The 26,590-nt window shown below is 50.2% G+C and carries 27 protein-coding genes and 1 pseudogene; 18 read left to right on the forward strand and 10 right to left on the reverse strand.

The window, feature by feature from the left end; genetic code table 11:
* The first annotated feature begins 27 nt into the window (after positions 1 to 27).
* The 7 genes and pseudogenes from VFT64_05220 (at position 28) to VFT64_05250 (ending at position 7,718) form a co-directional block, all read left to right on the forward strand.
* Positions 28 to 966 (forward strand): GNAT family N-acetyltransferase, encoded by a 939-nt coding sequence (locus VFT64_05220; GenBank protein HEU5047229.1) that lies wholly within the window; start codon positions 28 to 30, stop codon positions 964 to 966.
* 281 nt (positions 967 to 1,247) lie between these two features.
* Positions 1,248 to 1,424: a hypothetical protein gene (locus VFT64_05225; GenBank protein ID HEU5047230.1), complete on the forward strand. Its 177-nt coding sequence runs from the start codon at positions 1,248 to 1,250 to the stop codon at positions 1,422 to 1,424.
* Positions 1,425 to 1,848: 424 nt separating this feature from the next.
* A pseudogene (locus VFT64_05230) lies at positions 1,849 to 3,675 on the forward strand (ribonucleoside-diphosphate reductase subunit alpha).
* Between the two features lie 58 nt (positions 3,676 to 3,733).
* Positions 3,734 to 4,114 (forward strand): hypothetical protein, encoded by a 381-nt coding sequence (locus VFT64_05235; GenBank protein ID HEU5047231.1) that lies wholly within the window; start codon positions 3,734 to 3,736, stop codon positions 4,112 to 4,114.
* A 111-nt stretch (positions 4,115 to 4,225) separates the two neighbouring features.
* Entirely contained in the window at positions 4,226 to 5,185 is a 960-nt protein-coding gene (locus VFT64_05240) for a ribonucleotide-diphosphate reductase subunit beta (GenBank protein ID HEU5047232.1), read from the forward strand.
* A 66-nt stretch (positions 5,186 to 5,251) separates the two neighbouring features.
* Positions 5,252 to 5,878 carry a TMEM175 family protein gene (locus tag VFT64_05245; GenBank protein ID HEU5047233.1) on the forward strand — a complete coding sequence of 209 codons (627 nt, stop codon included), beginning with the start codon at positions 5,252 to 5,254 and terminating at the stop codon, positions 5,876 to 5,878.
* A gap of 25 nt (positions 5,879 to 5,903) precedes the next feature.
* Positions 5,904 to 7,718: an ABC-F family ATP-binding cassette domain-containing protein gene (locus VFT64_05250; GenBank protein ID HEU5047234.1), complete on the forward strand. Its 1,815-nt coding sequence runs from the start codon at positions 5,904 to 5,906 to the stop codon at positions 7,716 to 7,718.
* A gap of 49 nt (positions 7,719 to 7,767) precedes the next feature.
* Here VFT64_05250 and VFT64_05255 read toward each other — a convergent pair whose 3' ends face one another.
* Positions 7,768 to 8,058 (reverse strand): hypothetical protein, encoded by a 291-nt coding sequence (locus VFT64_05255; protein HEU5047235.1) that lies wholly within the window; start codon positions 8,056 to 8,058, stop codon positions 7,768 to 7,770.
* Between the two features lie 104 nt (positions 8,059 to 8,162).
* On the reverse strand, positions 8,163 to 9,740 hold the full coding sequence (locus VFT64_05260) for a hypothetical protein (protein HEU5047236.1): 1,578 nt from the start codon (positions 9,738 to 9,740) through the stop codon (positions 8,163 to 8,165).
* A 392-nt stretch (positions 9,741 to 10,132) separates the two neighbouring features.
* Between VFT64_05260 and VFT64_05265 the strand changes: the two genes are divergently transcribed.
* The 5 genes from VFT64_05265 to VFT64_05285 all read left to right on the forward strand — a co-directional run bounded on the left by VFT64_05265 (position 10,133) and on the right by VFT64_05285 (position 13,851).
* A complete protein-coding gene (locus tag VFT64_05265) occupies positions 10,133 to 11,392 on the forward strand; it encodes an MFS transporter (GenBank protein ID HEU5047237.1) in 1,260 nt (419 codons plus the stop codon).
* A 145-nt stretch (positions 11,393 to 11,537) separates the two neighbouring features.
* Positions 11,538 to 12,140 (forward strand): SRPBCC family protein, encoded by a 603-nt coding sequence (locus VFT64_05270; GenBank protein HEU5047238.1) that lies wholly within the window; start codon positions 11,538 to 11,540, stop codon positions 12,138 to 12,140.
* A 16-nt stretch (positions 12,141 to 12,156) separates the two neighbouring features.
* Positions 12,157 to 12,519, forward strand: a complete 363-nt coding sequence (locus VFT64_05275; GenBank protein ID HEU5047239.1) for a MerR family transcriptional regulator — start codon at positions 12,157 to 12,159, stop codon at positions 12,517 to 12,519.
* Positions 12,520 to 12,522: 3 nt separating this feature from the next.
* Entirely contained in the window at positions 12,523 to 12,909 is a 387-nt protein-coding gene (locus tag VFT64_05280; GenBank protein ID HEU5047240.1) for a carboxymuconolactone decarboxylase family protein, read from the forward strand.
* Between the two features lie 42 nt (positions 12,910 to 12,951).
* Entirely contained in the window at positions 12,952 to 13,851 is a 900-nt protein-coding gene (locus tag VFT64_05285) for a prepilin-type N-terminal cleavage/methylation domain-containing protein (GenBank protein HEU5047241.1), read from the forward strand.
* Between the two features lie 3 nt (positions 13,852 to 13,854).
* Here the strand turns inward: VFT64_05285 and VFT64_05290 are convergent, their stop codons facing one another.
* From VFT64_05290 to VFT64_05325, 8 genes are all read right to left on the reverse strand, one after another.
* Positions 13,855 to 14,118, reverse strand: coding sequence for a hypothetical protein (locus tag VFT64_05290; protein HEU5047242.1), 264 nt, complete (start codon positions 14,116 to 14,118; stop codon positions 13,855 to 13,857).
* A 30-nt stretch (positions 14,119 to 14,148) separates the two neighbouring features.
* A complete protein-coding gene (locus VFT64_05295; protein ID HEU5047243.1) occupies positions 14,149 to 14,889 on the reverse strand; it encodes a MarC family protein in 741 nt (246 codons plus the stop codon).
* 61 nt (positions 14,890 to 14,950) lie between these two features.
* Entirely contained in the window at positions 14,951 to 15,118 is a 168-nt protein-coding gene (locus VFT64_05300) for a hypothetical protein (protein ID HEU5047244.1), read from the reverse strand.
* A 101-nt stretch (positions 15,119 to 15,219) separates the two neighbouring features.
* The gene (locus VFT64_05305; protein HEU5047245.1) at positions 15,220 to 16,077 is read right to left on the reverse strand and encodes a YihY/virulence factor BrkB family protein; all 858 of its coding nucleotides are present in this window, start codon (positions 16,075 to 16,077) and stop codon (positions 15,220 to 15,222) included.
* A gap of 2 nt (positions 16,078 to 16,079) precedes the next feature.
* The gene (locus VFT64_05310; protein ID HEU5047246.1) at positions 16,080 to 17,744 is read right to left on the reverse strand and encodes a thiamine pyrophosphate-dependent enzyme; all 1,665 of its coding nucleotides are present in this window, start codon (positions 17,742 to 17,744) and stop codon (positions 16,080 to 16,082) included.
* 207 nt (positions 17,745 to 17,951) lie between these two features.
* Positions 17,952 to 18,626 (reverse strand): hypothetical protein, encoded by a 675-nt coding sequence (locus VFT64_05315; protein HEU5047247.1) that lies wholly within the window; start codon positions 18,624 to 18,626, stop codon positions 17,952 to 17,954.
* Between the two features lie 74 nt (positions 18,627 to 18,700).
* Positions 18,701 to 19,204, reverse strand: a complete 504-nt coding sequence (locus VFT64_05320; protein ID HEU5047248.1) for a ferritin-like domain-containing protein — start codon at positions 19,202 to 19,204, stop codon at positions 18,701 to 18,703.
* Positions 19,205 to 19,252: 48 nt separating this feature from the next.
* Complete coding sequence (locus VFT64_05325; protein HEU5047249.1) at positions 19,253 to 19,858, reverse strand: hypothetical protein; 606 nt, start codon at positions 19,856 to 19,858, stop codon at positions 19,253 to 19,255.
* Positions 19,859 to 20,200: 342 nt separating this feature from the next.
* On the opposite strand from VFT64_05325, the gene VFT64_05330 reads away from it, so the two are divergent.
* The 6 genes from VFT64_05330 to cyoD all read left to right on the forward strand — a co-directional run bounded on the left by VFT64_05330 (position 20,201) and on the right by cyoD (position 26,530).
* Positions 20,201 to 21,484 (forward strand): divalent metal cation transporter, encoded by a 1,284-nt coding sequence (locus tag VFT64_05330; protein HEU5047250.1) that lies wholly within the window; start codon positions 20,201 to 20,203, stop codon positions 21,482 to 21,484.
* Positions 21,485 to 21,617: 133 nt separating this feature from the next.
* On the forward strand, positions 21,618 to 22,511 hold the full coding sequence (cyoE, locus tag VFT64_05335) for a heme o synthase (GenBank protein ID HEU5047251.1): 894 nt from the start codon (positions 21,618 to 21,620) through the stop codon (positions 22,509 to 22,511).
* The gene (gene cyoA / locus VFT64_05340; GenBank protein ID HEU5047252.1) at positions 22,501 to 23,424 is read left to right on the forward strand and encodes a ubiquinol oxidase subunit II; all 924 of its coding nucleotides are present in this window, start codon (positions 22,501 to 22,503) and stop codon (positions 23,422 to 23,424) included. The genes cyoE and cyoA overlap by 11 nt, the downstream gene beginning before the upstream one ends.
* Before the next feature lies 1 nt (position 23,425).
* Complete coding sequence (gene cyoB / locus VFT64_05345; protein ID HEU5047253.1) at positions 23,426 to 25,447, forward strand: cytochrome o ubiquinol oxidase subunit I; 2,022 nt, start codon at positions 23,426 to 23,428, stop codon at positions 25,445 to 25,447.
* 25 nt (positions 25,448 to 25,472) lie between these two features.
* Positions 25,473 to 26,144, forward strand: coding sequence for a cytochrome o ubiquinol oxidase subunit III (gene cyoC / locus VFT64_05350; GenBank protein ID HEU5047254.1), 672 nt, complete (start codon positions 25,473 to 25,475; stop codon positions 26,142 to 26,144).
* Positions 26,141 to 26,530, forward strand: coding sequence for a cytochrome o ubiquinol oxidase subunit IV (cyoD, locus tag VFT64_05355; GenBank protein HEU5047255.1), 390 nt, complete (start codon positions 26,141 to 26,143; stop codon positions 26,528 to 26,530). Before cyoC ends, cyoD begins: the two co-directional genes overlap by 4 nt.
* The last annotated feature ends 60 nt before the right edge of the window (positions 26,531 to 26,590 follow it).

The following is a 26,590-nucleotide window of genomic DNA, read 5'->3' on the forward strand; positions in this document are numbered from 1 at the left end:
TAACCGGTTATACATTTATGGGGGTATATGGAACAACTGGTTTATAGAAGCTTCGGCAGCCGAACGAAACGCATCAGCGATTATTGCTTTGAGCAAGTGCGCCTGATCTATCAGGCGTTTTCCATAGAATTCGATCCTACCTGGTATCCCTATTTGATGAATATCCGGGATGCGTCCGGTTGCACAGTGAATGAACTGGCCGCATTGATGGGTATCAGCCAGCCGGGCGTCAGTAAAATGCTCAAGCGGCTGGCGGAGCAGGAATTAATTCGCGAGGCAGGCGGCTCAAAGGATAAGCGCTCCAAATCCATTATCCTGACGCAGGCGGCAGAAGGGCTCTTAAAGCATATCGAACCTGCGGTGGAAGCTATAAACCAGGCTTTTTCGCATATAGAGCGGCCTGCCGGTGGTGCGCTGGCAGCATTAACCGAACTGGAGTCCTGTCTGCGGGAGCGTTCGCTCTTCGATCGCGTGATTGCGTTGACAAAAGGAGAGCACAGGCTGCAGCTTAGGGAATATAATCAGCAGCTTCATGCGTTCTATGAGCGCCATAACCGCGCATGGCTGGAGAAATTCTTCCATGTCGAGCCCCATGATGAAGAAGTCCTGAGCGATCCGCACACGCATGTGCTGAAAAAAGGCGGTACTATATATATAGCCCATCTTGCGGGCTACCCGGTCGGCGGTTTTACCCTGATGCCCTACGGAAATATGCTGGAACTCGCTAAAATGTATGTGGTTGAGCCGTTACAAGGCAGTGGAATAGGCAAGCAACTATTAAGTTCCGCGCTTCAGGAGGCGGAGAAAACCCGGTTCGATACATTGTTTCTGGTCAGTAATCGCAAACTCAGCCCCGCCATCCATCTCTATAAAAAAGCCGGTTTTACCGAGGTTCCACTCGAATCCGGCGACGTTTTATATGAGCGCGCAGATATTAAAATGATGCGCCATATTAAGAAATTTTGATAAGCCCGCACCGGTGGGTTGCAAAAGGAATTACTCACTTGCATTTACCAACCCATTGTTGAATAGCATTTTTAATATTAAAACCTTGCGTTGGGAATTTTGTTATTAAGTTACAAATTTCATAAAAGTTTAATAAACATTAATGAAAATATTTGCTAATGTAGTGCCACTATACTATACTCAACAGTCCAAGTTGAATTACGCGTTGGGTTATGTTCAGACAACTAATGTACAAAAGCGTGATATTTGTAAAGCTAGGCGGACTGGTTGCCAAGTTGTCTGTGATTTTTTCAATAATAAGTACGATTGCTACCTTGCTCAATGATATCGGGGCCGAAATGGGCGGCGCGATTGATATTATCTGCATCGCAATCTATATGGCCGCCATCGGTATCACCAGTTACGGCGGATATGACCGGACGGTCCATGTTCCCCCGTCCAGAACCAAGCAAGTATAATTCTTATTCATGATAGAATAATCGGCTCACCGCAAAGACTTTTGCGGGAGTGGAAATGTATAAAATTCCCCGAAAACGGGTAAAATTTTTCCTTCTGAAACACTACGTTTTCTGCAGTTTGTGCAATAAAGCAACAATCAAGAGCTGATTGCAGTATTTTTGAAAAATCTTGCCCGCATTTTGAGAGCGTGATATAGAAAATTATCCCATAGGGAAGTACCATGTGAATAACTGGCCCAATGGATTGAGCGGGCGTATAAAAATCCCATAAATAGCCCTGTCCCGGATTGATAAGAAAACGGTATTACATACTATATATAGTGTTTGATTTATTTTCTTTCGCTAGATGTTGACATTTTTTGACTGTGACCTATAAAATTATTATTACGGTTTTACCGCGAGAGTTACGAAAACAAAACGCGAGGGAGATGATATGCAGCAGATTCAAGTAGACCATTCCCGCGACAATAAACTTACACATTTCGGGAAGGCGACCCTGAGGGATCGTTATCTGCTTGAAGGCGAAAGCTTTCAGGATATGTTTGTGCGTGTTGCGAGTCATTATGCAGACAATGTGGAGCACGCGCAGCGGCTCTATGACTATATCAGCAAATTATGGTTCATGCCCGCTACTCCGATCCTTTCCAATGGTGGCACCAATCGCGGCCTTCCGATCTCCTGCTTTCTGAACGAAACGCAGGACAGCCTGGAAGGCATTGTCGATCTGTGGAATGAAAATGTATGGCTTGCTGCCCGTGGTGGCGGCATCGGCAGCTATTGGGGCAATCTGCGCTCCATCGGCGAAAAAGTGCGCGGTAACGGCAAAACGTCTGGCGTTGTACCGTTCATGCGTGTGCAGGATTCGCTAACGCTGGCAATTTCGCAAGGTAGCTTGCGTCGCGGCAGCTCGGCTGTTTATATGCCGATCGACCATCCCGAAATCGAAGAATTCATCGACATTCGCCGCCCGACCGGTGGCGATCCGAACCGCAAGGCGCTCAATATCCATCACGGTGTAGCAATTTCTGACGCGTTCATGGAAGCGGTGGAAAAGGACGAAAAGTGGGATCTCTTAAGCCCCAAGACCAAGCAGGTGATTACCAGCGTGCGTGCACGCGATCTGTGGATTAAACTGCTGACGGCGCGTGTGGAAACGGGTGAGCCGTATCTGCTGTTCATTGACAATGTGAACCGCGGCATTCCTGCGCACCATAAGGAACTCGGTCTGCTGGTGAAAACCTCCAACCTGTGCAGTGAAATCACGCTGCCCACCGGAATGGACCATCTGGGCAAGGAACGCACGGCGGTATGCTGCCTGTCGTCCCTGAACCTGGAAACCTATGACGAATGGGCAAACGAGCCGCAATTCATCGAAGATGTTATGCGTTTCCTCGACAACGTGCTCGAAGGTTTCATCCAGACCGCACCGGACAGCATGGCAAGAGCGCGTTATTCCGCTATGCGTGAGCGCAGCATCGGGCTTGGCGTGATGGGCTTCCATTCTTATCTGCAGAGCAAGATGATTCCGTTTGAATCCGTCATTGCGAAAGTGTGGAATAAGAAGATCTTCCAGCATATCAGGGCGGCAGCTGACGCTGCTTCGCAGAAGCTTGCCGAAGAACGCGGCGCATGTCCGGATGCAGCGGATTGCGGCATGATGGAACGCTTCAGCAACAAATTGGCTATCGCACCGACGGCCTCTATTTCTGTCATCGCTGGAAACTCCTCACCCGGTATTGAACCGTATGCGGCAAACAGCTTTACGCAGAAAACCCTGTCCGGCTCGTTCAACGTGCGCAACAAGCATCTGACGGAGCTGCTGGAAAAGTATGGTTACAATGATGAAGACACCTGGAGCTCGATTTCTTCGCATGAAGGTTCCGTTCAGCATCTGGATTTCCTGAGCGAAGACGAAAAGCTCGTCTTCAAGACCGCGCCGGAAATCGACCAGCGCTGGATTCTGGAACATTCGGCTGACCGCACGCCGTATATCTGCCAGGCACAGTCGGTCAACCTGTTCCTGCCGCCCGATATCCATAAGCGTGATCTGCACCTGCTGCATTTCAATGCGTGGAAGAAGGGTATGAAGAGTCTGTATTACTGTCGCTCCACCTCCATGCAGCGCGCAGAAAAAGTGTCGCATAAAGTTGCCGGTAACGGCCTGCAGCTGGAAATGTCACTGGTCAAGAAACAGACTTCCGCCATCTATAAACAGGATGAGAAGTACGAAGAATGCCTCGCTTGCCAGTAATGGCAGGCGGGCATATCGTTTTACCCGGTATTTTGGTGTAATAAGAACGGAGATGAATATGGCGACAGTACTTGCTCCACGCTCTGAGGAACGGACTTTCAAACGCTGGAATTATACAGTTTCCGGCTGGTTTTCCAGTCCACATGAGCTAGAGGAGCGCCCGGGAGTATTTGTGATAGCAACGGAGGATTTCAAGCTGCCGTTCGTGCTTGATGTCAGCGAATCCGACAATGTGAAATTCTGCGTGCTGAATCATCCGCGCCGTACATTATGGAGGCGCAATGCACTCGGGGGCATATTATATGCCGCCATTTATACCGAAGACGGGGAATCGCCCTTTTTAAGCGGGTTTCAGCGTAAGAATATCGAGCAGCATATCCGCAACTTTGAACAGCCGGTTTTCGGCTCCGACGATCTGTTTAGCGGCCCCGCCCTCTGAACAATAAGCACTTAAGGTTATGCCAAAGGAGGCGTAGCCGACCCCTTTAGAGGGGGCAGCGTAAGCGAGGGGGCGAACTAAGCTCGCCCCCTCTAACAAAAGGAAAAGACTATGTCGTTACTGGATGCACCCCATATTTATAAACCGTTCGCTTACCCCTGGGCCTATGAAGCCTGGCTGATGCAGCAGCGTATTCACTGGCTGCCGGAAGAAGTGCCGTTGGCGGACGACGTAAAAGATTGGAAGACCACCCTGAAGCCGGAAGAAAAGCATCTGCTGACCCAGATTTTCCGTTTCTTCACGCAGTCGGACATCGAAGTGAATAACTGCTATATGCGCCATTATTCGCGTGTGTTCAAGCCGACCGAAGTGCAGATGATGCTGGCGGCGTTCTCCAACATGGAAACGATCCATATCGCAGCCTATTCGCATCTGGTCGATACGCTCGGCCTGCCGGACGATGAATATCAGGCGTTCCTAAAATATAAGGAAATGAAGGATAAATTCGACTACATGCAGCAATTCGGCACGGAAAGCAATGACGCTATCGCCCGGACACTCGCGGCGTTCGGCGCGTTCACGGAAGGGCTGCAGCTGTTCGCGTCGTTTGCGATCCTGCTGAACTTCCAGCGCTTCGGCAAGATGCGCGGCATGGGCCAGATCGTGGCCTGGTCCGCACGTGATGAAACACTGCATACGGAATCCATCATCCGCCTGTTCAAGACGTTCGTGTCGGAAAACCCGGAAATTGAACATAATGCTTTGAAGAAAGACCTGTACAAAATCTGCGATACAATCGTCGGTCTGGAAGATAACTTCATCCAGCTTGCATTCGGTGTCGGCGGCATTGAAGGCCTGACGGCGGAAGAAGTGAAACTTTACATCCGCTACATCGCAGATCGTCGCCTGCTGCAGCTGGGTCTTGAGCCGCTCTATAAGGTCAGCAAGAACCCGCTGCCGTGGATGGACGAAATCCTCAACGGCGTCGAGCATACGAACTTCTTTGAAAACCGCGTGACGGAATATACCAAGGCCGCCACCACCGGTACCTGGGAAGAGGCGTTTGCGTAAGCGACGATATGCCTGTAAGAAAGGGCTGCCAGGAGAGGCAGCCCTTTTCGTATGGAGCATTCGCTGATGAAAAAACCTTTCCATCGTTTCCTGCGCGGTGATCTGCCGCTCAACCGTATTGAAGCGCTGAGCGACGGCGTGTTCGCGATTATCGTGACGCTGCTCGTGCTGGACCTGAAAACTCCTGAACTGCATGATCCTAAGAGTGTTATGGAACTCTGGCATAGCTTGCTGGCGCAGGCGCCACGTTTCCTGAGCTGGCTGATCAGTTTTGTTATTGTCTGTAAATTCTGGCTGAACCATCATCATTTATTGCGGCTCGCGCGTAGTGCCGATTACGGCATGATTTGGCTGAATTCTATCTTTTTGATGTTTCAGTCTTTTGTTCCGTTTCCGACCGCTCTGATGGGCTCTTATCCGGACAATGCGCTCGCGGTAAGCTTTTTCGGCTTGGTGATGGCGTTCAATACGCTGTTGTTTATTGGGCTTAAAGCCTATATAGTGCGCCGCCGGATAAAACCGGAAATGGCGGAATTCCATGTTCCGGGCATTGTCGCACTATCGTTTGTCGGACCGGCGGGATATCTGTTAGGGGCTGCTTTCGCATGGTGGAACGTTGCAGCCGCCTTTGTATTTTACGTGGTAACGCCGTGGTTCTTTATCGTTCCGCCTCAGGAAACCCGTAGAGCGTAATACCACAACTAAACGAGATACATAAATGCTTGCTATAAATGATCTGACTTACCGCATTGCCGGGCGAACGCTGCTGGAAAAAGTGACGGTGAATATTCCTGCTGGTCACCGCGTAGGTCTGGTGGGGCCGAATGGGACAGGGAAGTCCACGCTATTTAAATTGATTTCCGGTGAATTGCAGGCTGATGGCGGCGATATCACGATGATCCGTGGCGCAACGATGGGCATGGTGCGTCAGGACCTGCCGGATGATGATACGACCCTGATCGATGTCGTGCTGGATTCCGATAAGGAACGCGCCAGCCTGCTCAAGGAGGCCGAGACAGTAGAAGATCCAGACCGTATGGGCTATATCTATACGCGTCTGGAAGAAATCAATGCATATGATGCCCCCGCGCGCGCAGCGACCATTCTCGCTGGCCTGGGGTTTGATGAGCAGGCGCAGAACAGTCCGATTTCCGATTTCTCCGGCGGCTGGCGCGCGCGTGTCGCGCTGGCAGCGGCGCTGTTTCTGGAGCCGAATCTGTTGCTGCTCGACGAGCCCACGAACCATCTGGACTTCGAGGCAATGATCTGGCTGGAAAATTATCTGGCGCGTTACCCGCATACAATGATTATCATCAGCCATGACCGTGATATATTGAACAAGACGGTCAGCCATATCCTGCATCTGGAAGACCGCAAGCTCGTAAGCTATACGGGTAACTATGATCAGTTCGAGCGTCGCCGCGCTGAACGTCTGCTGAACCAGCAGGCGCTGCATGAAAAGCAGCAGGCGCAGAAGGCCAAGATGATGGAATTCGTCAATCGCTTCAAGGCGAAGGCGAGCAAGGCGCGTCAGGCACAGAGTCGCCTGAAGATGATCGAGAAGATGGATATTGTCGATGCGGTGATGGCCGAGCGCGTGACATCATTCACCTTTCCCGACCCGCCAGAAATGAGTTCGCCGCTGATCACATTGGAAGATGTGGATGCAGGGTATGAAAAAGCTAAGCCGGTCTTGAAGAAACTCGGCCTGAATATTGATATGGATGACCGCATCGCGCTGCTCGGCGCGAACGGTAACGGTAAATCGACGCTGGTGAAATTGATCTCCGGACGTCTGCCGCCCCAACACGGGCAGATACTGAAATCAGGCAAATTGAAGATTGGCTATTTCGCACAGTTCCAGACAGACGAACTGGATGTGGCTCTGACACCCTACGAGGTCATGCAGGAAGCGATGAAAGACAGGCCGCAATCGAAAGTACGCGCGGCGCTGGGCAACTTCGGCTTCGATAAGCATAAGGCGGATACGAAGATCGGCGAACTTTCCGGCGGTGAAAAAGCACGTTTGCTATTCTGCCGTATGAGCTTCGACGCGCCGCATATCATGCTGCTGGACGAACCGACGAACCATCTTGATATGGATGCGCGCGAAGCATTGACGCAGGCGCTGAACAACTACAGGGGAGCTGTCATCCTCGTGAGCCACGACCCGCATCTGGTGGAGCGTGTGGCGGACCGTTTATGGCTGGTAGCGGACGGCACCTGCAAACCTTATCACGAGGATCTGGAAGCCTACAAGCAATTAGTGGTGCAGCAGCGCCGCAAGGAGAGGGAAGCCGCAAAGAAAGAGGCCAAGGGTAAAAAACAAAAATCCTCTGCGCCGAAAAACGATGCGGATGCGGTTGAACGTAAGGTAGCGGAGCTTCTGGAGAAGAAAGATGCCATGGAAAACGAAATGGCAGTATGCTGCACGCAGGATAATCCCAGCCAGTTGAAGCGGCTGGAGAAGGCTTATGAACAGCTTAAGAAAGAACTGGAAGCAGCGGAAGCAGAATGGGCGGCATTGCTGTAAAAAATAAAAGGGGGCGATGAACGCCCCCTTCATTCTGTATCCGATTCTTCTAGTGAATCGGAATCACAATATTCAGTGATGACGGCGGCGGCGCTACGTAAACCGGACGCGGCTGGACGTAGACCGGGGCAGGCTGGACATAAACCGGAGTCGCCGGGTATTCCATGTAATAATTGTCGCGGTAGACATGATGATGGTGATGCCACTCACGTTCATGCCAGCCGTAGTGATGTCCATGGTCGTGGTGCTCATCATGATCGTCATGATCAGCCAGGGCGGCAAATGGAACGGCTGGAATCAGCATTGCAGCAAGCAGACCGCCCAATAAATATTTACGCATATAGACCTCCTATGGTTCGCAAAAACTACGTATAATATATAATAAACTATATTACAGTAATTGCTACGCAGGATTACAAAAGCGTAATGTTAGCTAACGGCCATTCAACCCATGATTTGTGCGGGTTTCCCGCTATGGGACAGATCGCTTCCTAAGTTGAGTGAACGTGCAGGAATCTTATTCACCAGAGCACTGGAAGAGCGGGTAAAAGCGGTTTTACTGTTGTCTGTAGAATCGTGCGACTCTTGCCCATGCAGCGTGCTGTCATTGGCTGCCTTAAGGTTTATCCCATGCATGTCTTTCAGGGCTGAGTTTAACATTGCATCCAGTTCTTTGGCAAAAGCATCATCCGTTAAGGAAGCTGCCCGTTGCGGCTCCATCACGGTAATATGTTCCTTATCGCCGGGAGTGATGCTGGCATTAATTTCACGTCCGTTGCCGAGATTCATGGCAATATTGTCGTAACGGTATAGATCCGTCATGAGATGGGTGTAGACTTTGCCGTAGTCAGTTTTCATATTGTCACTGAGAAACGCGGCAGTATCCGCAATAGCTTGCGGAATATTCTGCGGCGGTACTCTGGCAAGCATGTCGCTTGCATAGGCAAAGATTTCTTCCTTATCGAGCTCTTTCTCGCCGAATGGAGCAAAGAGACGGCTTATAAGCCCTCCCATCAGCACGGCACCGGCAAGGCCGCCGATATAATCACGCTTGCCGTTTTTATCTTTCTTGAAGTTACCGACGGCCAGGGTGCCTGCCGCACCGGTTTCAATCAGTGAACTGAGACGGAAAACATATTTCTCACGAAAACGATCAAGCGCAGTGGAAGGGTGAGGGTTATAAGGATCAGGCACTTTGGCAAAAAAGCCTGTCGTTTTACCGACCAGGTACGTGATGCCGGTCAATAAATTGGTGGTATCTTTATTGCGCGCGGCCTGAATTGCACCACCGATATTACCGGCTTTAAACTGCTCTCCCGCAGCCTTCCAGTTTTTGATGGGAATCACCATTGCGAGTGAGCCCATATAGCGCAAGCCGATCTCGCCGATACGTACGGAGTGCTCTCGCATAAAGCCATTGAATCGTTGCCCGACAGTCTTGGAAGTTTCCGGCTCGGCCCTCACTGCGGCATGGTCTTCATTAAGATCGGGAGCAATTGCGCTTTCGGGAAGATGTTCAGCGAGGACTTTATTGATATGTTGTTTGAGATAGGCAAGCCGGTAAGGGTCTTCGCTTTTCTGGCCGCCAAACTTGGCATTGACATAACTGGCCGCAAAGTTAAGGCTGGCAAATGCCATTTTATCCGTAGCAATGCCGCCGGGTTTTCGCCATGCCGACCATAAGTTCATACTCTGGCCGATATTGCTCATCATGCCGCGCATTTTCCAGGGCTGCAAATGATGTTCTGCTTCCCGCAGCGTGACGGGCGAGCCGGAAGAGCGCAATAATGCCATCATGGCATCGGGAGCTTTGGTGCCATGCGTGACGAGTACCGGATTACCATGAATTACCGTTTCTGCGACGATGGTCTGATCGACTTGGTTTGAAGTCAGCCATTTTTCCAGCTCACCCCGGTCTTGCGCCGTCCTTGCATGGAAAAAACTAAGATTGCCATTGGAAACGGGGACAAACTCCACAGTAGCGATCGCAGAGGAAGGATTCGTAACATTGTAAACGGCCATAAGTTTTGGTCCGCCAGTGATTTATTATCTGTACAAAACATTCTATCAATAATGATTTATTGTTTCTATACGAAATACTATGAGACCGGAAATCTTCATGAAACTGTAACAACTAACCTGTTAATTTAAGTTAAAAAGTTTGCTTGATATAATTACTTATAGTTGTGGTTACGAAAGAGCGGGGAAAAGCAGATCACTACAATATATAGTAGGTAAAGCGGGAAAAACCGGTGCTTTTACGCCATAAGGGGCTTATAAGGAGAGCATAAATTCCCGTTTAAATAGTAAATGTAGGGGAAAATAAGATTAGGACTTGCGTGTCGAAAGAAAAGTCGTCACAGATAGTAGCCCAGTGTGAGTAACCTAAGTTATAAACGTAGCGAGGGTAGCGAATGGCAAGAGTACGCCGAGCAGTAATCGCGGGAATGATCGCCAACGGACTCGCATGGTATAATTTCACGCTGTACGGTTATTTTGCCCCTCTGATAGGCAAGTTCTTTTTTCCCGGTCATGACAAAGACGCACATCTGATAGCGGCATACGGCGTGTTCGCGGCTGGTTTCCTGATGCGCCCTGCCGGCGCGGTTGTATTCGGCATGCTTGGTGACCGGTATGGACGTAAATTTTCCCTTGCGGCGGCCATTTTAATTATGGCGGTAAGCACGGCCCTTATTGGGATATTGCCTACCTATGAGGCTATAGGCATCGCTGCCCCCATATTGCTGACCATAATCCGGTTGCTGCAGGGCGTGGCGCTGGCGGGGGAATATAGCGGTGCAATGGTCTTTACCGTTGAACATGCTCCCATTCATAAACGCGGGTTTGCCGGAAGTTTTACGGTAGTAAGCTTGTGCGCGGGAATGTTGCTTGGGTCGCTGACGGCGATGGTGCTATCGGCGACGCTGAATCAGCAGGATTTTGAGAGCTGGGGATGGCGTATTCCGTTCCTGCTCGGTTTGTGCAGCGCCTTCATGGCATTATACATTGCCTATCATACAGAAGAAACGCCGCATTACGAACAGGCCAAACAGGAAAGCAGGCTTTCCGGTGCGCCGCTCAGCCAGGTGATGAAAGGGCATTTCGTGAGTTTGCTGCGCGGTATAGGGATATATTTCTCCGTGACCGTGCCTTTTTATACGCTGACCGTCTACAGCACAGGATTCATTTCACACGGATTAGGTCTATCGCTGGAAAAAACCTATATCATTAATTCGATCAGCATGGTCATGCTGGTAATATTGCTGCCCTTAACCGCATACTTAAGCGATAGATACGGTCGTAAATTGGTCCTGATGCGCACGACGATTGCCTTCTTCGTCACGGCATTGCCGATCTTCTGGCTGATGGAGCATGGAGGTTTTTTCTGTGCGCTGGTGGCCGATCTCGAATTTACCGTTGTCACGGCATTTTATATTAGCAGTATTCCGGCACTGCTGGTCGAGTTGTTTCCAACCGATGTACGTTATACCGGCATGGCATTATCCTATAACGTGGCGGCGGTGCTGGGCGGATTTGCGCCCATGATTGAAGCCTGGCTGGTCGAATTGACAGGCAGCAGGCTTTCAGTTGCGGTCTGCATCATGCTTTGCGCAGCGATTTCCTTTGTCGCCTTCCTGGGATATCGCGACCATTATAAGCAGCAGCTGCGGTAATAAAAACAAGCCGATGAGAATATCAATAATCTCACGAGCTTATAATTTTTCATATTTTTATTAAAAAACCCTATTGACCTCGAGTGCACTCGAAGTTTTAGGCTGAACTTACCGTTAACAAAGAAACTGAGAAAAGGGTAAGGATATGTTAGCCACAAGGAACAATAATCACAATATAAAGAAAATCTGCAGGAGCGTAGCTAGTGTGTTGCTGATGGCAGGCATAGCGGCCTGCTCATATCACCAGACCACGGAGGAGCAGGACAGGGCAGCCCGTTCGGCAGCAATACACTGGCCGCAGCAGTTTACGCCTGATTCAGCCGTTGTATTTGCCCATAACCAGATTCATATAGAGGCCGCCTGCCCGCAAGTATGGTCTTATCTGGTAAACGCAACGGGGTGGCCGCAATGGTATTCCAATGCCGCGAATGTGCATATAGCAGGTGATGATACGTTATTGCACGACAATAGCGCATTCACATGGGATACATTTGGATTACATGTAAAAAGCCGGGTACAGGAATTCGCTGTGAATGAGAGACTTGGCTGGTCCGGTAACACAGCCGATATTGCTGCTTATCATACATGGCTGCTGACTCCGGATACCAAAGGGTGTGAGGTTATAACGGAAGAAGTGGTAAAGGGGGCCGGGGCCGTGGCTATGAAAGCAAAACATCCGGACGGAATGCATAAAGGGCATGATTTGTGGTTAAACAGCCTGAAGAAGGTGGTCGAACAAAATCAATAGCAGAACGGGAAACAGTATGAAAATCGGAGAGCTTGCAAAACAATCCGGGCTGACAGTCCACACGATTCGCTATTACGAGCGTATAGGCCTGCTGCCTTATGCGGTAAGGGATAAGTCGCGGCAGCGGGATTACGATGTCTCCATCCTGGGCTGGATACAGTTTCTGAATCGCCTCAAGATGACGGGGATGCCGATCCGTGAGATTTTGGAATACGGGAACCTTCGCGAACGTGGAGCGGAAACAGCGGCACAAAGGCAGGAAATGCTAAAGCGGCATAAGAAACGCATTGAGCATCAAATGGCGGAACTGGAGGCAAGCCTTTCTGCACTGGATGTAAAAATTGCATTATACGACGATATTATAAGAAAAGGGAAATAGACGATGACGAATGATGAAAGCCGTTACGCAAGAGGTTTACGGGCATTGGAAGAAATCGACGGCGAAGCCGGCAAGAACGTGATTGCGGCATTGGCAGATATTGCACCGGATTTTGCGCGTTACGTGATCGAATTCCCATTCGGTGATATTTATTCCCGTCCTGGAATGAATGCACGTGACCGCGAGATCGCTACCATTGCGGCGCTGACTGCGATGGGCAATGCCGTGCCACAGCTTAAGGTGCATATCGCTGCAGGGCTGAATGTGGGTCTGACCCGGGAGGAAATTACCGAAATTATGATACAAATGGCGGTGTATGCCGGGTTCCCGGCAGCCTTGAATGGGCTGTTTGCGGCGAAAGAAGTATTTGATTCTAATAAATTATCATGAGCTATTGCAGTAAGTGTGTAAAAAACATACACTTATAGTTGCATGAATATTATCAAATGCAGAAGACATAACAACGAAACAATAACTTCGATTCAGTCAGGTTTTACTCTGATTGAGCTAAGTATTGTACTGGTGATTATTGGATTAATTGTCGGAGGCATTCTGGCGGGGCAGGAGCTTATTCGCAGTGCTGAACTGCACTCCATCGTTTCGCAGAAAGCCCAATATTCCATTGCCATGAATGCGTTTCGTAACAAATACGGATGCCTGCCGGGCGATTGTGCAACGGCAACACAGTTGTTTGGCGTGCTACGGGGCAATACGTCGGATAATTATACAAGCAGCTGTTATGGTAATAACGGCGGCACGAACGGTACCGACACCTGCAACGGTGACGGAGATGGCCATATATGTTCTGCATTCGGCATTTATTATACAGCAGTTACTTGCAATGAAGGAATATTGGCCTGGCAGCACTTGGCCAGCGCCGGCATGATAGAGGGTAATTATTCGCCCTATGAGCAGGCAGGTGTCAGCACGAATCCCTACGAAGTCGTAGGCGGTAACATACCTGCAGCCAAAGCGAAAGCCAAAACGGGCTATTCCATTTCTTTTATCTGCATGAACAACGGCTATTTCTTTGATAACGGTCATTGCGCGCATACTTTTATTTATGGTGCGCAGGATCCCGTTAATGACGATAATTATATCGGTGAAGCCGCATTTCCTGCTTTGAGTGCCATGGATGCCTACAGGATAGATAAAAAAATAGATGACGGTTCGCCTGCCCGGGGCACGGTGACGACGTTTACCAATAATGGCTATTTCCAGAATGCCTGTTCGACAACAGACGGTCCGACGATCACCGCTTCTACCCAGTATCCTATTTCAGTTACAAACGCACCGACATGCGCATTAATGTTTACTGCCGACGGATTCTAAGTTCTATAATACGCGAACAATACCCGGATAACCCATATCCGGGCTTCCATGGCCGACCCTGTCGAAATTGCGATCCTGCTGTTCGGGGCGTTGGTGATCATTACTGATGTGATCGTGAACACGGTGATAGTAATTAGGATGAAAGCAATTCATATAAGCATTGCTGGCATTCTGATTGCAGACATGATGGTCGCCGTGATGCGCGTCGCAATGGTGGTGATGGTGTGTAGTATGCTGATGCCCAGCTTTCATAAGTGCTCTTGCCATATTTATCTCCTTTTTAAGTTATTAAGCGCATTAATGCGCCAAACCGTTAAGTCCCGGAAACAGGACGATCAGCGAACTAGCCATACCGGACACTGCAATAGCCAATACAATCAATCCGAAAACCTTTTCTGTCACTAGCAGCCCCTGTGCGCCCACTAATCTTGTGATGGGATTGGCAAGGAAATTAAATGCAACAATCACAAGCGCATTCAGTAATATGGCTATGGCGGCGGGTATATACACAGCGTTATATTCGCTGCTCCAGCTAATAATGATGGATAATACCCCTGGCCCTGCATACATGGGGAACCCAAGTGGAACGATGCCGATTTCCGAAGGGGTGGGAACTCGCCATAAAGGCACGGTGCTCGCGCTTGCCACTTTCATATTGGAGGCCGCGTGGTAGAGTTTTTCCGGTGGTGGATGTTGTTGCTCCGACTCCGGTTTAATATGTCCTGTTGCATCCACGCCCGCTTTATCTTTTTCCGGGGTAGGGGCGTTCATCATCTTCCATCCGATAGTGGCAATGACTGCCATGCCTGCTGCCCTGAGGGCTGCCACGCTGATACCAAAAAATTTTAAAAGCGCATTCCCAGCAAAAAGTGCAATGAGGCCCGCAATGACATAAGTGGTAGCAAGTATCAGGGTGGTTTTATTCTGTTCTTTGACGGTTTGCCCCTTCGTTGCTGCAACGAAAACCGGCAGTCCCGCGATGGGGCCGGTAATGGCAAAAAGCCCCACAGCCATAGTAAGGAAAGAGGGGGAATTCATAACAGCGCCTTATAAAACGACAAGGGAGGCCCCGGTGCGAGGCCTCCCTGTGTCAGCCAGATTAACGATTACCCGAAGAGTTATCGTTCTTATGGCTTTGGCTTTGCTGGCCGCCGGGTTTCTGGGTGGTTTCATTGCGTCCGGCAGTGTTGTCGGTACGGCCCTTCTGGTTCTGGTTATTACCGGAAACGTTTGAACGCTGATTATCGGATTGATTCTGATTAGGCATAATTTCCTCCCTAATAAAATGAAACTATTCGTATGCATACGAATTAGCCTACCAATAGTAGGAAAAGCAGAGTGTATTTACGATAGAGAAGCTTTGCGGTTTTAATCAAGAGATGATAAAGAACGCGGGTTTTTCCCGTATTCTTTGCTCACTTTCGTAAATTCCGCGCCGAAATAAAGAATTTGTGCGGAATAATAGACCCAAATCAGGAATACTACGAAGGAGCCTGCTGCACCGTAGGTGGAATGTACGGCGCTATGGCTGATGTAAAAGCTGATAAGCCATTTGCCTGCATCGAAAAGCAATGCCGTCAGTAAAGCTCCCCACCAGACATCCCTGTAGCGTATGTCCGTATCGGGAAGCAGCCGGAATATAGCAGCGAAAAGCAGGACATTGATCCCAAGCGATAGCAGCCAGCCCGCAACCAGAGCGACATAGGAGAAACCGGGAACATAAAGGATAAAATATTGCGTGACGATATGCAGGAGCATCGTAATCAGCAGGGACGTAAGCAACAGGAATCCCGTTCCCAGAATCATAGCAAAGGAAACAAAACGGGCAGCGATAATATGCCATAGCGGCATATTTTTCGGGGCAGGGACATGCCAGATAGTATTAAACGCATCCTGCAGTTCGGAAAACACACCCGATGCGCCCACGAACAGAATTACAAGGCTTAATATAGTCGCAAGCACACCATTTTCGTTGTTCTGGGAGTGCATCACAATAATGGAAATAATATCGGTTCCGTCCTTGCCGATGAGCTGCTCCATCTGCTGGCTTAAATGCCCGGTCAGAACATCTCGCGTCCAGAAAACCTCGCCAAGCTCGAAAAAGAGAATAAGCAGCGGGCCGATAGAAAGCGCGCTGTAAAAAGCCAGAGCTGCGCCCAGACGTGGGCAGTTATCTTTCAGCCATTCCTGTACGGTACGTTTTAGAATTGTGAAAACCGTCGTCACAGTTACAGGATTTCCTTGATCTTCGCGATGGAGTAATTAGCGGCTTGCGAGAGTTTGATATGTGGCGGAATGATTTTTTCGGTCTCATCTATCACAACGTCGACAATAAAAGGTTTGGCGCTTTTCATACCTTGCGTGATGGCGTTTTCCAGATCCTGCGCCTCCGTTACCTGCATGCCGTCGCCGCCGCAAGCACGAGCAAATGCAGCAAAGTCCGGATTATGAAGGGAGGTCTGAGTTTCCGGCATCCCTCTGGCTTCCTGTTCGATCCGTATCATGCCAAGGCGTTTGTTATTGAAGATGACGAAAACAATCGCGAGCCCATACCGCACGGCGGTCGCGAAATCCGCCATAAGCATGGTGAATCCGCCATCGCCGGTAATAGCGATCACTTGGCGTTTGGGATAGGCAAGCTTTGCGCCGATCGCGGCACCTAAGCTGAATGCCATGGTCGCAAGCATGCCGGAGATGATAAAACGTTGACCGGCTTTAATCGAGAGATAGCGTGCGGCCCATGCGGTCACTTCGCCGGTATCGCACACAAAAATGGCATTCTCCGTAGCGAGTTCGCCGATCAGATGGGCAAGGCGCTGCGGTTTAATGGGAACGGACAAATCCGTAACTTCACGCTGCACCTGTTCTTTCCAGCGTTTCGTTTCATCCTGCATCTGCTGGAGGAAACGCTTGTCGGTCTTAGGCTCCAGACGCTCAAGCAGCTTGTCGATAACGGCACCGCTGTCGCCCGCGATGGCAATATCCACCGGCATATGTTTGCCAAGCTGGCATGGATCAAGGTCAATCTGGATAATTTTTGCATGGCGCGGAAGAAAATCCGCATAGGGAAAATTTGTGCCAATCATAATAAGCGCATCGCAGCGCTCGATCGCTTTCATGGCGGGCTTCACACCTAGCATTCCCAGCCCGCCGATAGAGTAGGGGTGAGATTCAGGAAAAAGCTCTTTAGCACGTAGCGCATGAATAACGGGAGCATAAAGACGTTCTGCCAGAGTATAAACCCGCTCCGCCGCTCCATTGCATCCCAAGCCTGCCAGAATAACAACCCGGTCACTCTGGTTCAGCAGCTCTATCGCCTGTAATACAGGCTCCCGGTTACCCTGGACGACATTGCGATAAGGTAGGTGTAGCCGCCATCTATCCGCATGCGGAACAGTTTTTGCAGCTACATCGAGCGGAATATTGAGATGAGCGACGCCGCTTCGCTCAATGGCCGTCTGAATAGCCTGTGCAGCTTGACATGCAAAATTCTCGGGATTGGTGACCATCTGGTTATAAACGGTCACGTTATTGAAAAGGCTTATCAGATCCACTTCCTGCTGGTAAGAAGAGCCGAGCATAGAGGTGGCGACCTGTCCGGTAATGGCGAGCACAGGAACGCGGTCGCATTTGGCATCGTACAGCGCGTTAAGCAGGTGAATGGCTCCGGGGCCCGCAGTGCCTGCGCAAACGCCCAGCCGTCCGGTGAGCTTCGCTTGCCCTACAGCGGCAAAGCCGCCGGATTCTTCGTGGGCGACATGGATAAATCGGATTTTGTTCTGGGTGCGTATGGCTTCCGTCAATTCGTTTATGGCATCACCCGGTACGCCGAAAATATGCTGGACACCTGCCTCAGATAACAGGCGCAGCAACACTTCAAATACGTTGCTCATAAGGGCGCTCTGGAAATAATGTGATGAACGGAAGCGAAAATCAAGAGAACCAGGAAATGTAATTTCGCTGCCACTATTTCAGACAACGCTATTTTTCCTGGTTCAAAACCCGCAAGCACGAAGCATGCAGGAAAGTTAACCATAGCATGATCCGCATAAAAATGAGAGAAGAAGTACACGATCGGGCTGTAAAGAATATATAAAACCTTAAGCCGCGTGCTTATACCAGTCCATAATCTGTTCGCCTATGGCATTGACAAGCCCCTGGCTTTTAATTTCGGTAATTTTCCATTTGCCGTTATCATAACGCATGATACCCATATGCTCGCCGTTGAGGGTGATATCGAGATTATAGCATGCACCTTCCTGACAGGCGGTGGGAACAGGTATGGCATTGCCGGTATAAAGCTTGTTCTTGTATTCGATATTGAGCGGGACTGGCGTCAGCTGTTCCGGGTTGCGCTCCAGCTCTTCGATCAGGCTCTTGAGTATTTTGATGAGATGATTGCGCTGGGCGCTGCCGGAAGCGTTCCATTCGCCTTTCTCGGCCCGCCGGTGGGAGAGCTTATATTTAAGCCCCACCATCTGCGTCATATAATCATTGGCATTGAGTTTTTCGACATATTGATGCGCGAGGATAAACCAGTGATATGCTGTTCCCACGGGAACGCCGGAACCTTCGGGTGCTTTGCCGGCCCTGCGCTTGACGGTGCTGTAGGTCAGCTCCCATTTTTCCGGTGTGACCTTCTTTTCCTTCCAGTCTCCCTGATCGTAATGCCAGTGATGCGTCCGGCCTATTTTCATGCCGGTATATTGTTTTCCTTCGAACTCCTTTACGCTGTTATAGCTTTTGGAAATATCGGATGAAGATTTTTTTTTCATGAACTTTCTCCTCTAGCCCGGCCATATCATCCCCATGATCTGGGAAGGCGGTGCGGCACCGCCTTCCCAGGCGTTTAGGCCGCGGTCCGCATAGCTTGATCGTTAACATCCGAAATCGCGATTTTATTCAGCTTTTCGTCGGTTGCCTTCTCTTCGGTGAGTGTGTCCTGCAGCAGCTGTGCGGCATTGTGGAAGCCAAGCTTCTTCGCCAGCTCTACAAGGAACCCATAAGACGCCATCTCGTAATGCTCGACTTTCTGAGCACCTGCAATCAGCATGCTGTCACGAACGGGACCTTTCTTGAGGCTGCTGATAACTTCATCGGCTTCCTGCGTTAACCCCTGCATGGCAGCGCAGGTTTTCTTCTCGAGTCTGAGATTCAAACCTGCGACAACCCGGTGAATCCTGCCGATCTGGCCTTCAGTTTCCTGAAGATGCCTTCTGAAACCTTCTGCAAGTTTGGCATTGGAAGCAGCTTCCGTTAGTTTGGGCAAAGCAGCGACCAGCTGCTGCTCTGCGTCATAAATGTCGGAAAGCCCGGTGATGAAAACGTCTTTCAGGGATGCGATATTCTGCATATTCTTCTCCTTCTGTCTGATAAAACGTAGATGTGAAAAAGGCTGGATCTACCAGTAGCTATTATAGTTGCGGGACCGGTTGCGATATCCGTAATCCCCGTCATAGCTTCGGTCATAGTCTCGGTCCCGGTTGTCATAACCATATTCACCCGCATACCGGGCGCTGGAACGATTATCGAAACGGTTTCCTCTTTGATAGAAGCTTGAGGCGGAAGGAGCATAACTGCCGCTATAGTACGGGTATCCGTTGTAATACCCTCCGGTGTAGTAGTTATTGCCCTGCGCATCGCTGCGGTATGGTTCGAGCTCGTAGTCATAATCATAGCCATAACCGTAGTCGCTGCCGTAGCCCTGATTACGCCCATATCGGTTATAACCGCGCATATTGCTGTTGCGCGAGGAACGGCCGTAACTCGGATAATCGTAATCGTCGTATGAGCCATAGGAGGGAACGTTATTATAGCCGCGGTAATAGCTGTTATTCCTTGCTGAGTAAGGTGACCTGCCATACTCACGGTCATAATAGTCGGAATATGCACCGGGATCGGTATTGAAATATTCGCTGTCGCGGTAGCGGCGCGAGGAACGGTAAGCATCCCCATAACCCGGATCGTAATCATTATATAGGGACCTGTTCATTACAGATATTGCCATAACTGTTCTCCTGAATACTTTGATTAAAAGAATTAATACGTGAAGGACGGAATGCTTTTGCAATATACGAGGAGACAAGCGGCTCGAAGCCGTGAATTTCCGTACGGCATTCCTGAATGTTACGCCGAATCACGTGGCATTATTTTTAGCATGGGATCGAATAAAAATTCGATGTGACAGCTTTGATCGAAGAGTAAAAAAGATAGGATTATCATTTACTAAAGCGAGACAGTTAAAAGGGTTTTACAGGAATTATATTCCCCCTTTAGCACAACCTTATCGAAATATTATTCCGGGTGTTTGCATATAGAATGGCAACAATTCTATCAGGAGAATAATTCAGTGGGCGCGCTGGCACAGGAAAACATCAAACATACCGATAAGCCCGCTTCAGGGTTTAAACGTTATCTTAAAATTCTGGGACCCGGCTTTATCACTGGCGCTTCGGATGACGATCCTTCCGGGATAGCCACTTATTCCATAGCCGGTGCGCAGTTTGGCACTGCTATGCTCTACACAAGCTGGATAACGTGGCCGTTGTTGGCTGCGGTGCAGATGATGTGCGCAAGAATCGGCATGGTAACCGGCGAAGGGCTCACCCGCAGCTTGAGCAAGAAGTTTCCTAAATCCATAATTCTCATCATATGCTGCGGGCTGTTTGTCGCCAATACCATTAATATTGCGGCGGATATTTCGGGTATGGCGGATGCGGCGGGACTGATATTTAAGATAAACCCAGCATTCTACATGATCCTGTTTGGTGTGATGATTGGTTATGCGGTAGTCAAATTCCATTATGATCAGATTGCAAAAATACTCAAATGGCTGGCCTTCTCTCTGATGGCATATGTATTAGCTGCGATATTGCTGCACCCGGACTGGGCAGATGTAATGCGCAAGACCTTTACAATCTCACCCCCCAAAACGCAGGAAGGGTGGAAGACGCTTGTGGCCATTCTGGGTACCACCATCAGCCCTTATCTGTTCTTCTGGCAGGCAGCGCAGGAGGTGGAATGTGAAAAGAAAGAATATGGTGAGACCCGGCCCGGCGCTACGGCTCAGGAGCTGTCTGATAAGAGAATTGATATTACTGCCGGTGCCTTACTTTCTAATGTCGTGATGTTCTTTATTATACTGACGACGGCACTGACACTGCACAAGCAGGGAATGACTAATATTCAATCCGCAAAGGAAGCGGCGCAGGCACTGCAATCTATCGCAGGTTCTTATTCAGCATTGCTATATACTGTTGGGATTATCACCGTAGGATTTCTTGCAATTCCGACATTAGCCGGTTCGACCGCTTATATGTTTGCCGATGTATTTTATCTGCCCCAGGGATTGGATAAGAAGTTCAACAGAGCCAAGGCGTTTTACACGATCATCCTGTTTTCCGTGCTATGTGGAATTCTACTGGACATGATGAAATTTAACCCCATGCAGCTTTTGTTCTGGACGGCTATTATCAATGGTATCGTTGCACCGTTTATGCTGGTGGGCATTCTTATCATCAGCCGGGATAGGAAAATCATGAAGGACCAGCCTAGCAGCGTGCTTAATCAGGTGGTAGTAGGCATTGCAACAATAGCAATGTTCCTGGCGGCTATAAGTATGTTTGTGCTGTAACAACACGCATGAGCCGCATAAGGACAATTCCTGAGGGAAATTTATGTAAATTTCACCGTGGGTTGGAATACTCTTAATCGAAATTTTATCGGTGTTTAAGTGTTAATGGCATTCCAAAAGTATATGGGGCCATATGGAATTAGCTTACGCACAAGCACCGGCATCTGCCGGCCTGAAAGATTATGTGACACTTCTCAAGCCTCGTGTCATGTCACTCGCTTTATTTACAGGCATGGTAGGGATGGAACTTGCTCCCGGTCATCTCCCTGTGTCCAATGCCCTGTGGGTTATGCTATCACTGGCACTGGGAGGAGGGGCGGCAGGTGCGCTGAACATGTGGCTGGAGCGTGATCGTGATGCGCTGATGGAGCGCACAAAACATCGCCCTCTTCCGGCAGGGCGTATTTCACCTGATACGGCACTACGCTTTGCATTACTATGTGCAGGCGTTTCCATCGCCATGATGGCTCAGGCGGCTAATATTATAGCTGCTGCGCTGTTGCTCGGCACAATTGTTTTTTATGCCGTGGTCTATACGGTCTGGCTTAAACCCCGCACGCCGATGAATATCGTTATTGGAGGAGCGGCGGGCGCGTTACCGCCCGTAATTGGCTGGGCAGCCGTAACGGGGAATGTGTCTTTGGAGCCGATTATCCTGTTCATGATTATCTTTCTGTGGACGCCGCCGCATTTTTGGGCACTGGCTTTACTGAAATCCGATGATTACCGCAACGCAGGCATCCCCATGCTGCCTGTCACAGCGGGGCGCGAAGCGACTATCCGCCAGATGCTTATCTACAGCCTGCTGTTATTTCCCTTCATCCTGCTGCCTTATGCGCTGGGCATGGCAGGACTGCCCTATGCGGCAGGTGCCAGCATCCTGGGGTTCGCGTTCATTGGCTATGCAATCAGCCTCTGGTACAGCCAGGACCTGAAATATGCCATGCCCATGTTTACCTATTCACTGCTCTATCTGGCAGGAATATTCACGCTGCTGTTGCTCGACAAGGTGCTTTATGGCGTATAATAGGCATCATATTTTACGCACAGCCGCAATACTTAGCCTCGTGCTGGGACTTACCGGATGCCATGAAGGAGTGCTGGCACCGGAAGGCCCGATTTCCGAACAGGAACGTCTGATCCTGTTCGATTCGCTTGCGGTGATGCTGGCGATCGTAATTCCTACGATACTGGCAACCTTGGGCTTCGCCTGGTGGTTCCGCGCTTCGAACAAGCGCGCAAAATATCTGCCGGAATGGTCTTATTCGGGGAAAGTGGAACTGCTGGTCTGGTCTATTCCTGCGCTTGTGATTCTGTTCCTGGGCGGCATAGCCTGGTTCAGCTCCCATGATCTGGATCCCTCGCAGCCGCTTACCTCTAAGGAAAAGCCGCTGGAAATAGAAGTTGTGTCGCTGGACTGGAAATGGCTGTTTATCTACCCAGAGCAGCATGTTGCGAGCATAAACCGTCTGGTCGTGCCCGCCGGAATGCCACTGCATTTCTATATTACATCCGCCTCGGTATTTAACGACTTCTTTGTGCCGCAGCTGGGCAGCCAGATTTATGCCATGGGTGGTATGGCGACGCAGCTGAATCTGAAAGCGGACAAGCCGGGTGTTTATCCGGGCCTTTCTGCCCACTTCAGCGGGGACGGCTTCTCCGACATGTATTTCAATGTGGAAGCAGTTCCGGCGGCGAAATTTACGGCTTGGGTAGCGACAGCGAAAACGCAAGGGAGAGTGTTGAGCGAGACAGAGTATCGCTCGCTGCTGGTGCAGAGCCATAATGTGAAGCCCTATACCTACCGTGATGTTGCGCCGGGACTGTTTACCGATGTGGTCATGCAGAAACTTCCGGAAGGAGAGGGGCCGAAAGAAGGCAGACCCGCACCGGAAGTGACTCCGAAATCAACACAGGCACCTTCGGGGAAAGAGGATTAAGATGTTTGGAAAATTAACGCTGCAGGCAATTCCGTTCGATCAGCCGATACCTCTTATCGCAGCTGCGGTAGTGGGGCTTATACTGATCGCGACCGGTATATGGGTGGTTGCTAAAGGATACGGGCCTTATATCTGGCGCGAATGGATCACCAGCGTCGATCATAAACGCATCGGCGTGATGTATTGCCTGCTGGCCCTTGTCATGTTGATACGCGGTTTTGTCGATGCACTGATGATGCGCGCACAGCAGGCGATAGCGCTCCATAGCCAGGGTTATCTCCCGCCGGAACATTACGACCAGATATTTTCCGCTCACGGCACGATTATGATTCTGTTTGTCGGCATGCCGTTTGTCGTCGGCCTTATGAACTTTGCCGTGCCGCTTCAGTTAGGCGTGCGGGATGTGGCGTTTCCGACATGGAATTCGGTAAGCTTCTGGCTGACCGCAGCAGGCGCCATGCTGGTCAATATCTCGCTGGTGGTAGGAGAATTCGCACGCACGGGCTGGCTGCCTTTCCCTCCGCTTTCCGAGCTGCGCTATTCGCCAGGCGTCGGTGTCGATTATTATCTGTGGGCCTTACAGGTATCGGGTATAGGCACGCTGCTTGCGGGTATCAACATGCTGGTGACGATCCTGAAAATGCGCGCGCCCGGCATGACCTACACGCGCATGCCGATGTTCTGCTGGACTTCGCTTGCGTCCAACCTGCTGATCGTTGCTGCATTCCCTATCCTGACCGCCACACTGGCCGAGCTCTTGCTGGATCGCTATCTGGATTTCCATTTCTTCACCAACGACGCAGGCGGGAATCCCATGATGTTCATGAACCTGATATGGGCATGGGGTCACCCGGAAGTATATATTCTCATCCTGCCCGCATTCGGTGTTTTCTCCGAAGTGGTTTCCACATTCTCCTGCAAACCGCTGTTCGGTTACCGCTCCATGATCATTGCCACAATGGCGATCTGCATCATTTCTTTCATGGTATGGCTGCACCATTTCTTCACGATGGGTGCAGGCGGGGATGTCAATGCGGTGTTCGGCATTCTCACTATGATTATCGCCGTGCCCACAGGGGTAAAAATATACAACTGGCTCTTTACCATGTATGGCGGCAAGGTGCGTTTCACCACTCCCATGCTTTGGAGCATCGGCTTTATGATAACTTTTGCTATCGGGGGTATGACAGGCGTACTGCTCGGCGTGCCGCCTGCAGATTTCGTCCTGCATAACAGTGTGTTTCTGATCGCCCATTTCCATAATGTTATTATCGGCGGTGTATTATTCGGGGCATTCGCAGGCTATATATACTGGTTCCCCAAAGCGTTCGGCTTCACACTGGATGAGAAACTGGGCAAAGCAGCATTCTGGTTCTGGTTTGTGGGATTCTATGTAGCCTTCATGCCGCTTTATGTGCTGGGCTTGATGGGCATGACGCGGCGCATGCAGCATTATGACCGTCCGGAATGGCATCCCTGGCTGATTGTAGCTGCGATTGGAACGGTACTTATTCTGATTGCCGTGTGTTTTCAGGTGGCGCAGCTCGTTGTCTCCATCCGCACACGCGACCGCCGCCGTGATGTGACCGGCGATCCATGGGACGGAAGAACGCTCGAATGGGCTATGGCATCGCCGCCACCTTCCTTTAACTTTGCCATCCTGCCGGATGTGAAAGGGGAAGAAGCTTATTGGGGCATGAAGCAAAAAGCATACGAGGATTTGCACAAGCCCAGCCCTGAGATCCATTATGAGCCTATCGAAATGCCCCGTAACAGCCCCACCGGCATCGTGACGGCATTCTTCGCCACCGTCACAGGCTTTGCCATGATCTGGCATATCTGGTGGATGGCGGCACTGGGATTCATCGGCGCTTATGTCACCTTCGTGGTGTTTGCGTGGCGTGATATATCGGAATTCGAAATTCCGGCCGAAGAAGTGGCGCGCCTCGATCAGGCAAACCGTCTGGTACGCGCAGAGACACAGCGCGTTTCAGCCTGCGACCCATCGGCGGAACGGCGGTAATGATGCGAATAAGGAAAGAACGGATATGAGTACAGTAACATTACCATTACATGATGATCCCAATCAGATAGGCCATCACAATTATGAGGCCAAGCTGCATCACGGCAGTCCGGGACATGGATCGGGTGGGCCTGCTTCCAAACGTATTATTATCGGATACGGATTCTGGATATTCCTGCTGTCCGATATCATCATGTTCTCAGTGTTTTTTGCATCCTATGCGGTGCTATCCCGTGCGACGGCCGGAGGGCCTTCGGGGCGGGATATTTTTGAATTGAATACGGTGGCATGGGAAACAGCCTGCCTGCTGTTCTCAAGCTTTGCCTGCGGCATGGCAGGCCTTGCGCTGGAGAAACGTAATCAACTGCTGACGCAATTGGCATTGCTGGTCACGGGTGTGCTGGGGTTGGCATTCCTGCTGCTGGAAATAGGCGAATTCGTAAAACTGGTACATGAAGGGGCAGGGCCGTCCCGCAGCGCGTTCCTCTCATCTTTTTTCACGCTGGTGGGGTGCCACGGTTTGCATATCACGATAGGGCTATTGTGGCTTGGCACGATAATGGCGCAGATATGGTTCAAGGGCTTTCGGCGCAATATCCGCCACCGTTTCCTGTGTTTCAGTCTGTTCTGGCATGCGCTGGATATCATCTGGGTAGCGATCTTTACGCTTGTGTACCTGATAGGAGTAGCCGTATGAGCAATCATCACGAAGACGAATATGATAAGGCTCCCGGAGATGAAAACAGAACCGGGGCCGAGCCAACCACAGGATTCTCCGGCTATCTGCTGGGGCTGGTGCTGTCCATAGCGTTAACGGTGGCATCCTTCTGGATGGCGCGTACGCATCTGGTGTACGAACCGGCGCTGCCAATGACGTTGATTACGCTCGCAATCGCGCAGATGGGCATCCATCTCGTGTTCTTCCTGCATATCACCACGGCACCCGATAATAAAAACAACGTGCTTGCGCTTGCCTTCGGTATTCTGATCGTCTGCCTTATTATGTTCGGTTCAATCTGGATCATGCAGCACTTGAGCGAACACAATATGCCGATGGATGAATTAATGAGGATGCAGCGGTAAAAGTGTCAAGGTTTACCGCTTTTTTACAGATTTGCGGAGTCTTCATCATCGAAATAGCTG

Source organism: Rickettsiales bacterium, from assembly GCA_035765535.1.
In the GTDB taxonomy this organism is placed as follows: domain Bacteria; phylum Pseudomonadota; class Alphaproteobacteria; order Rickettsiales; family JABCZZ01; genus JABCZZ01.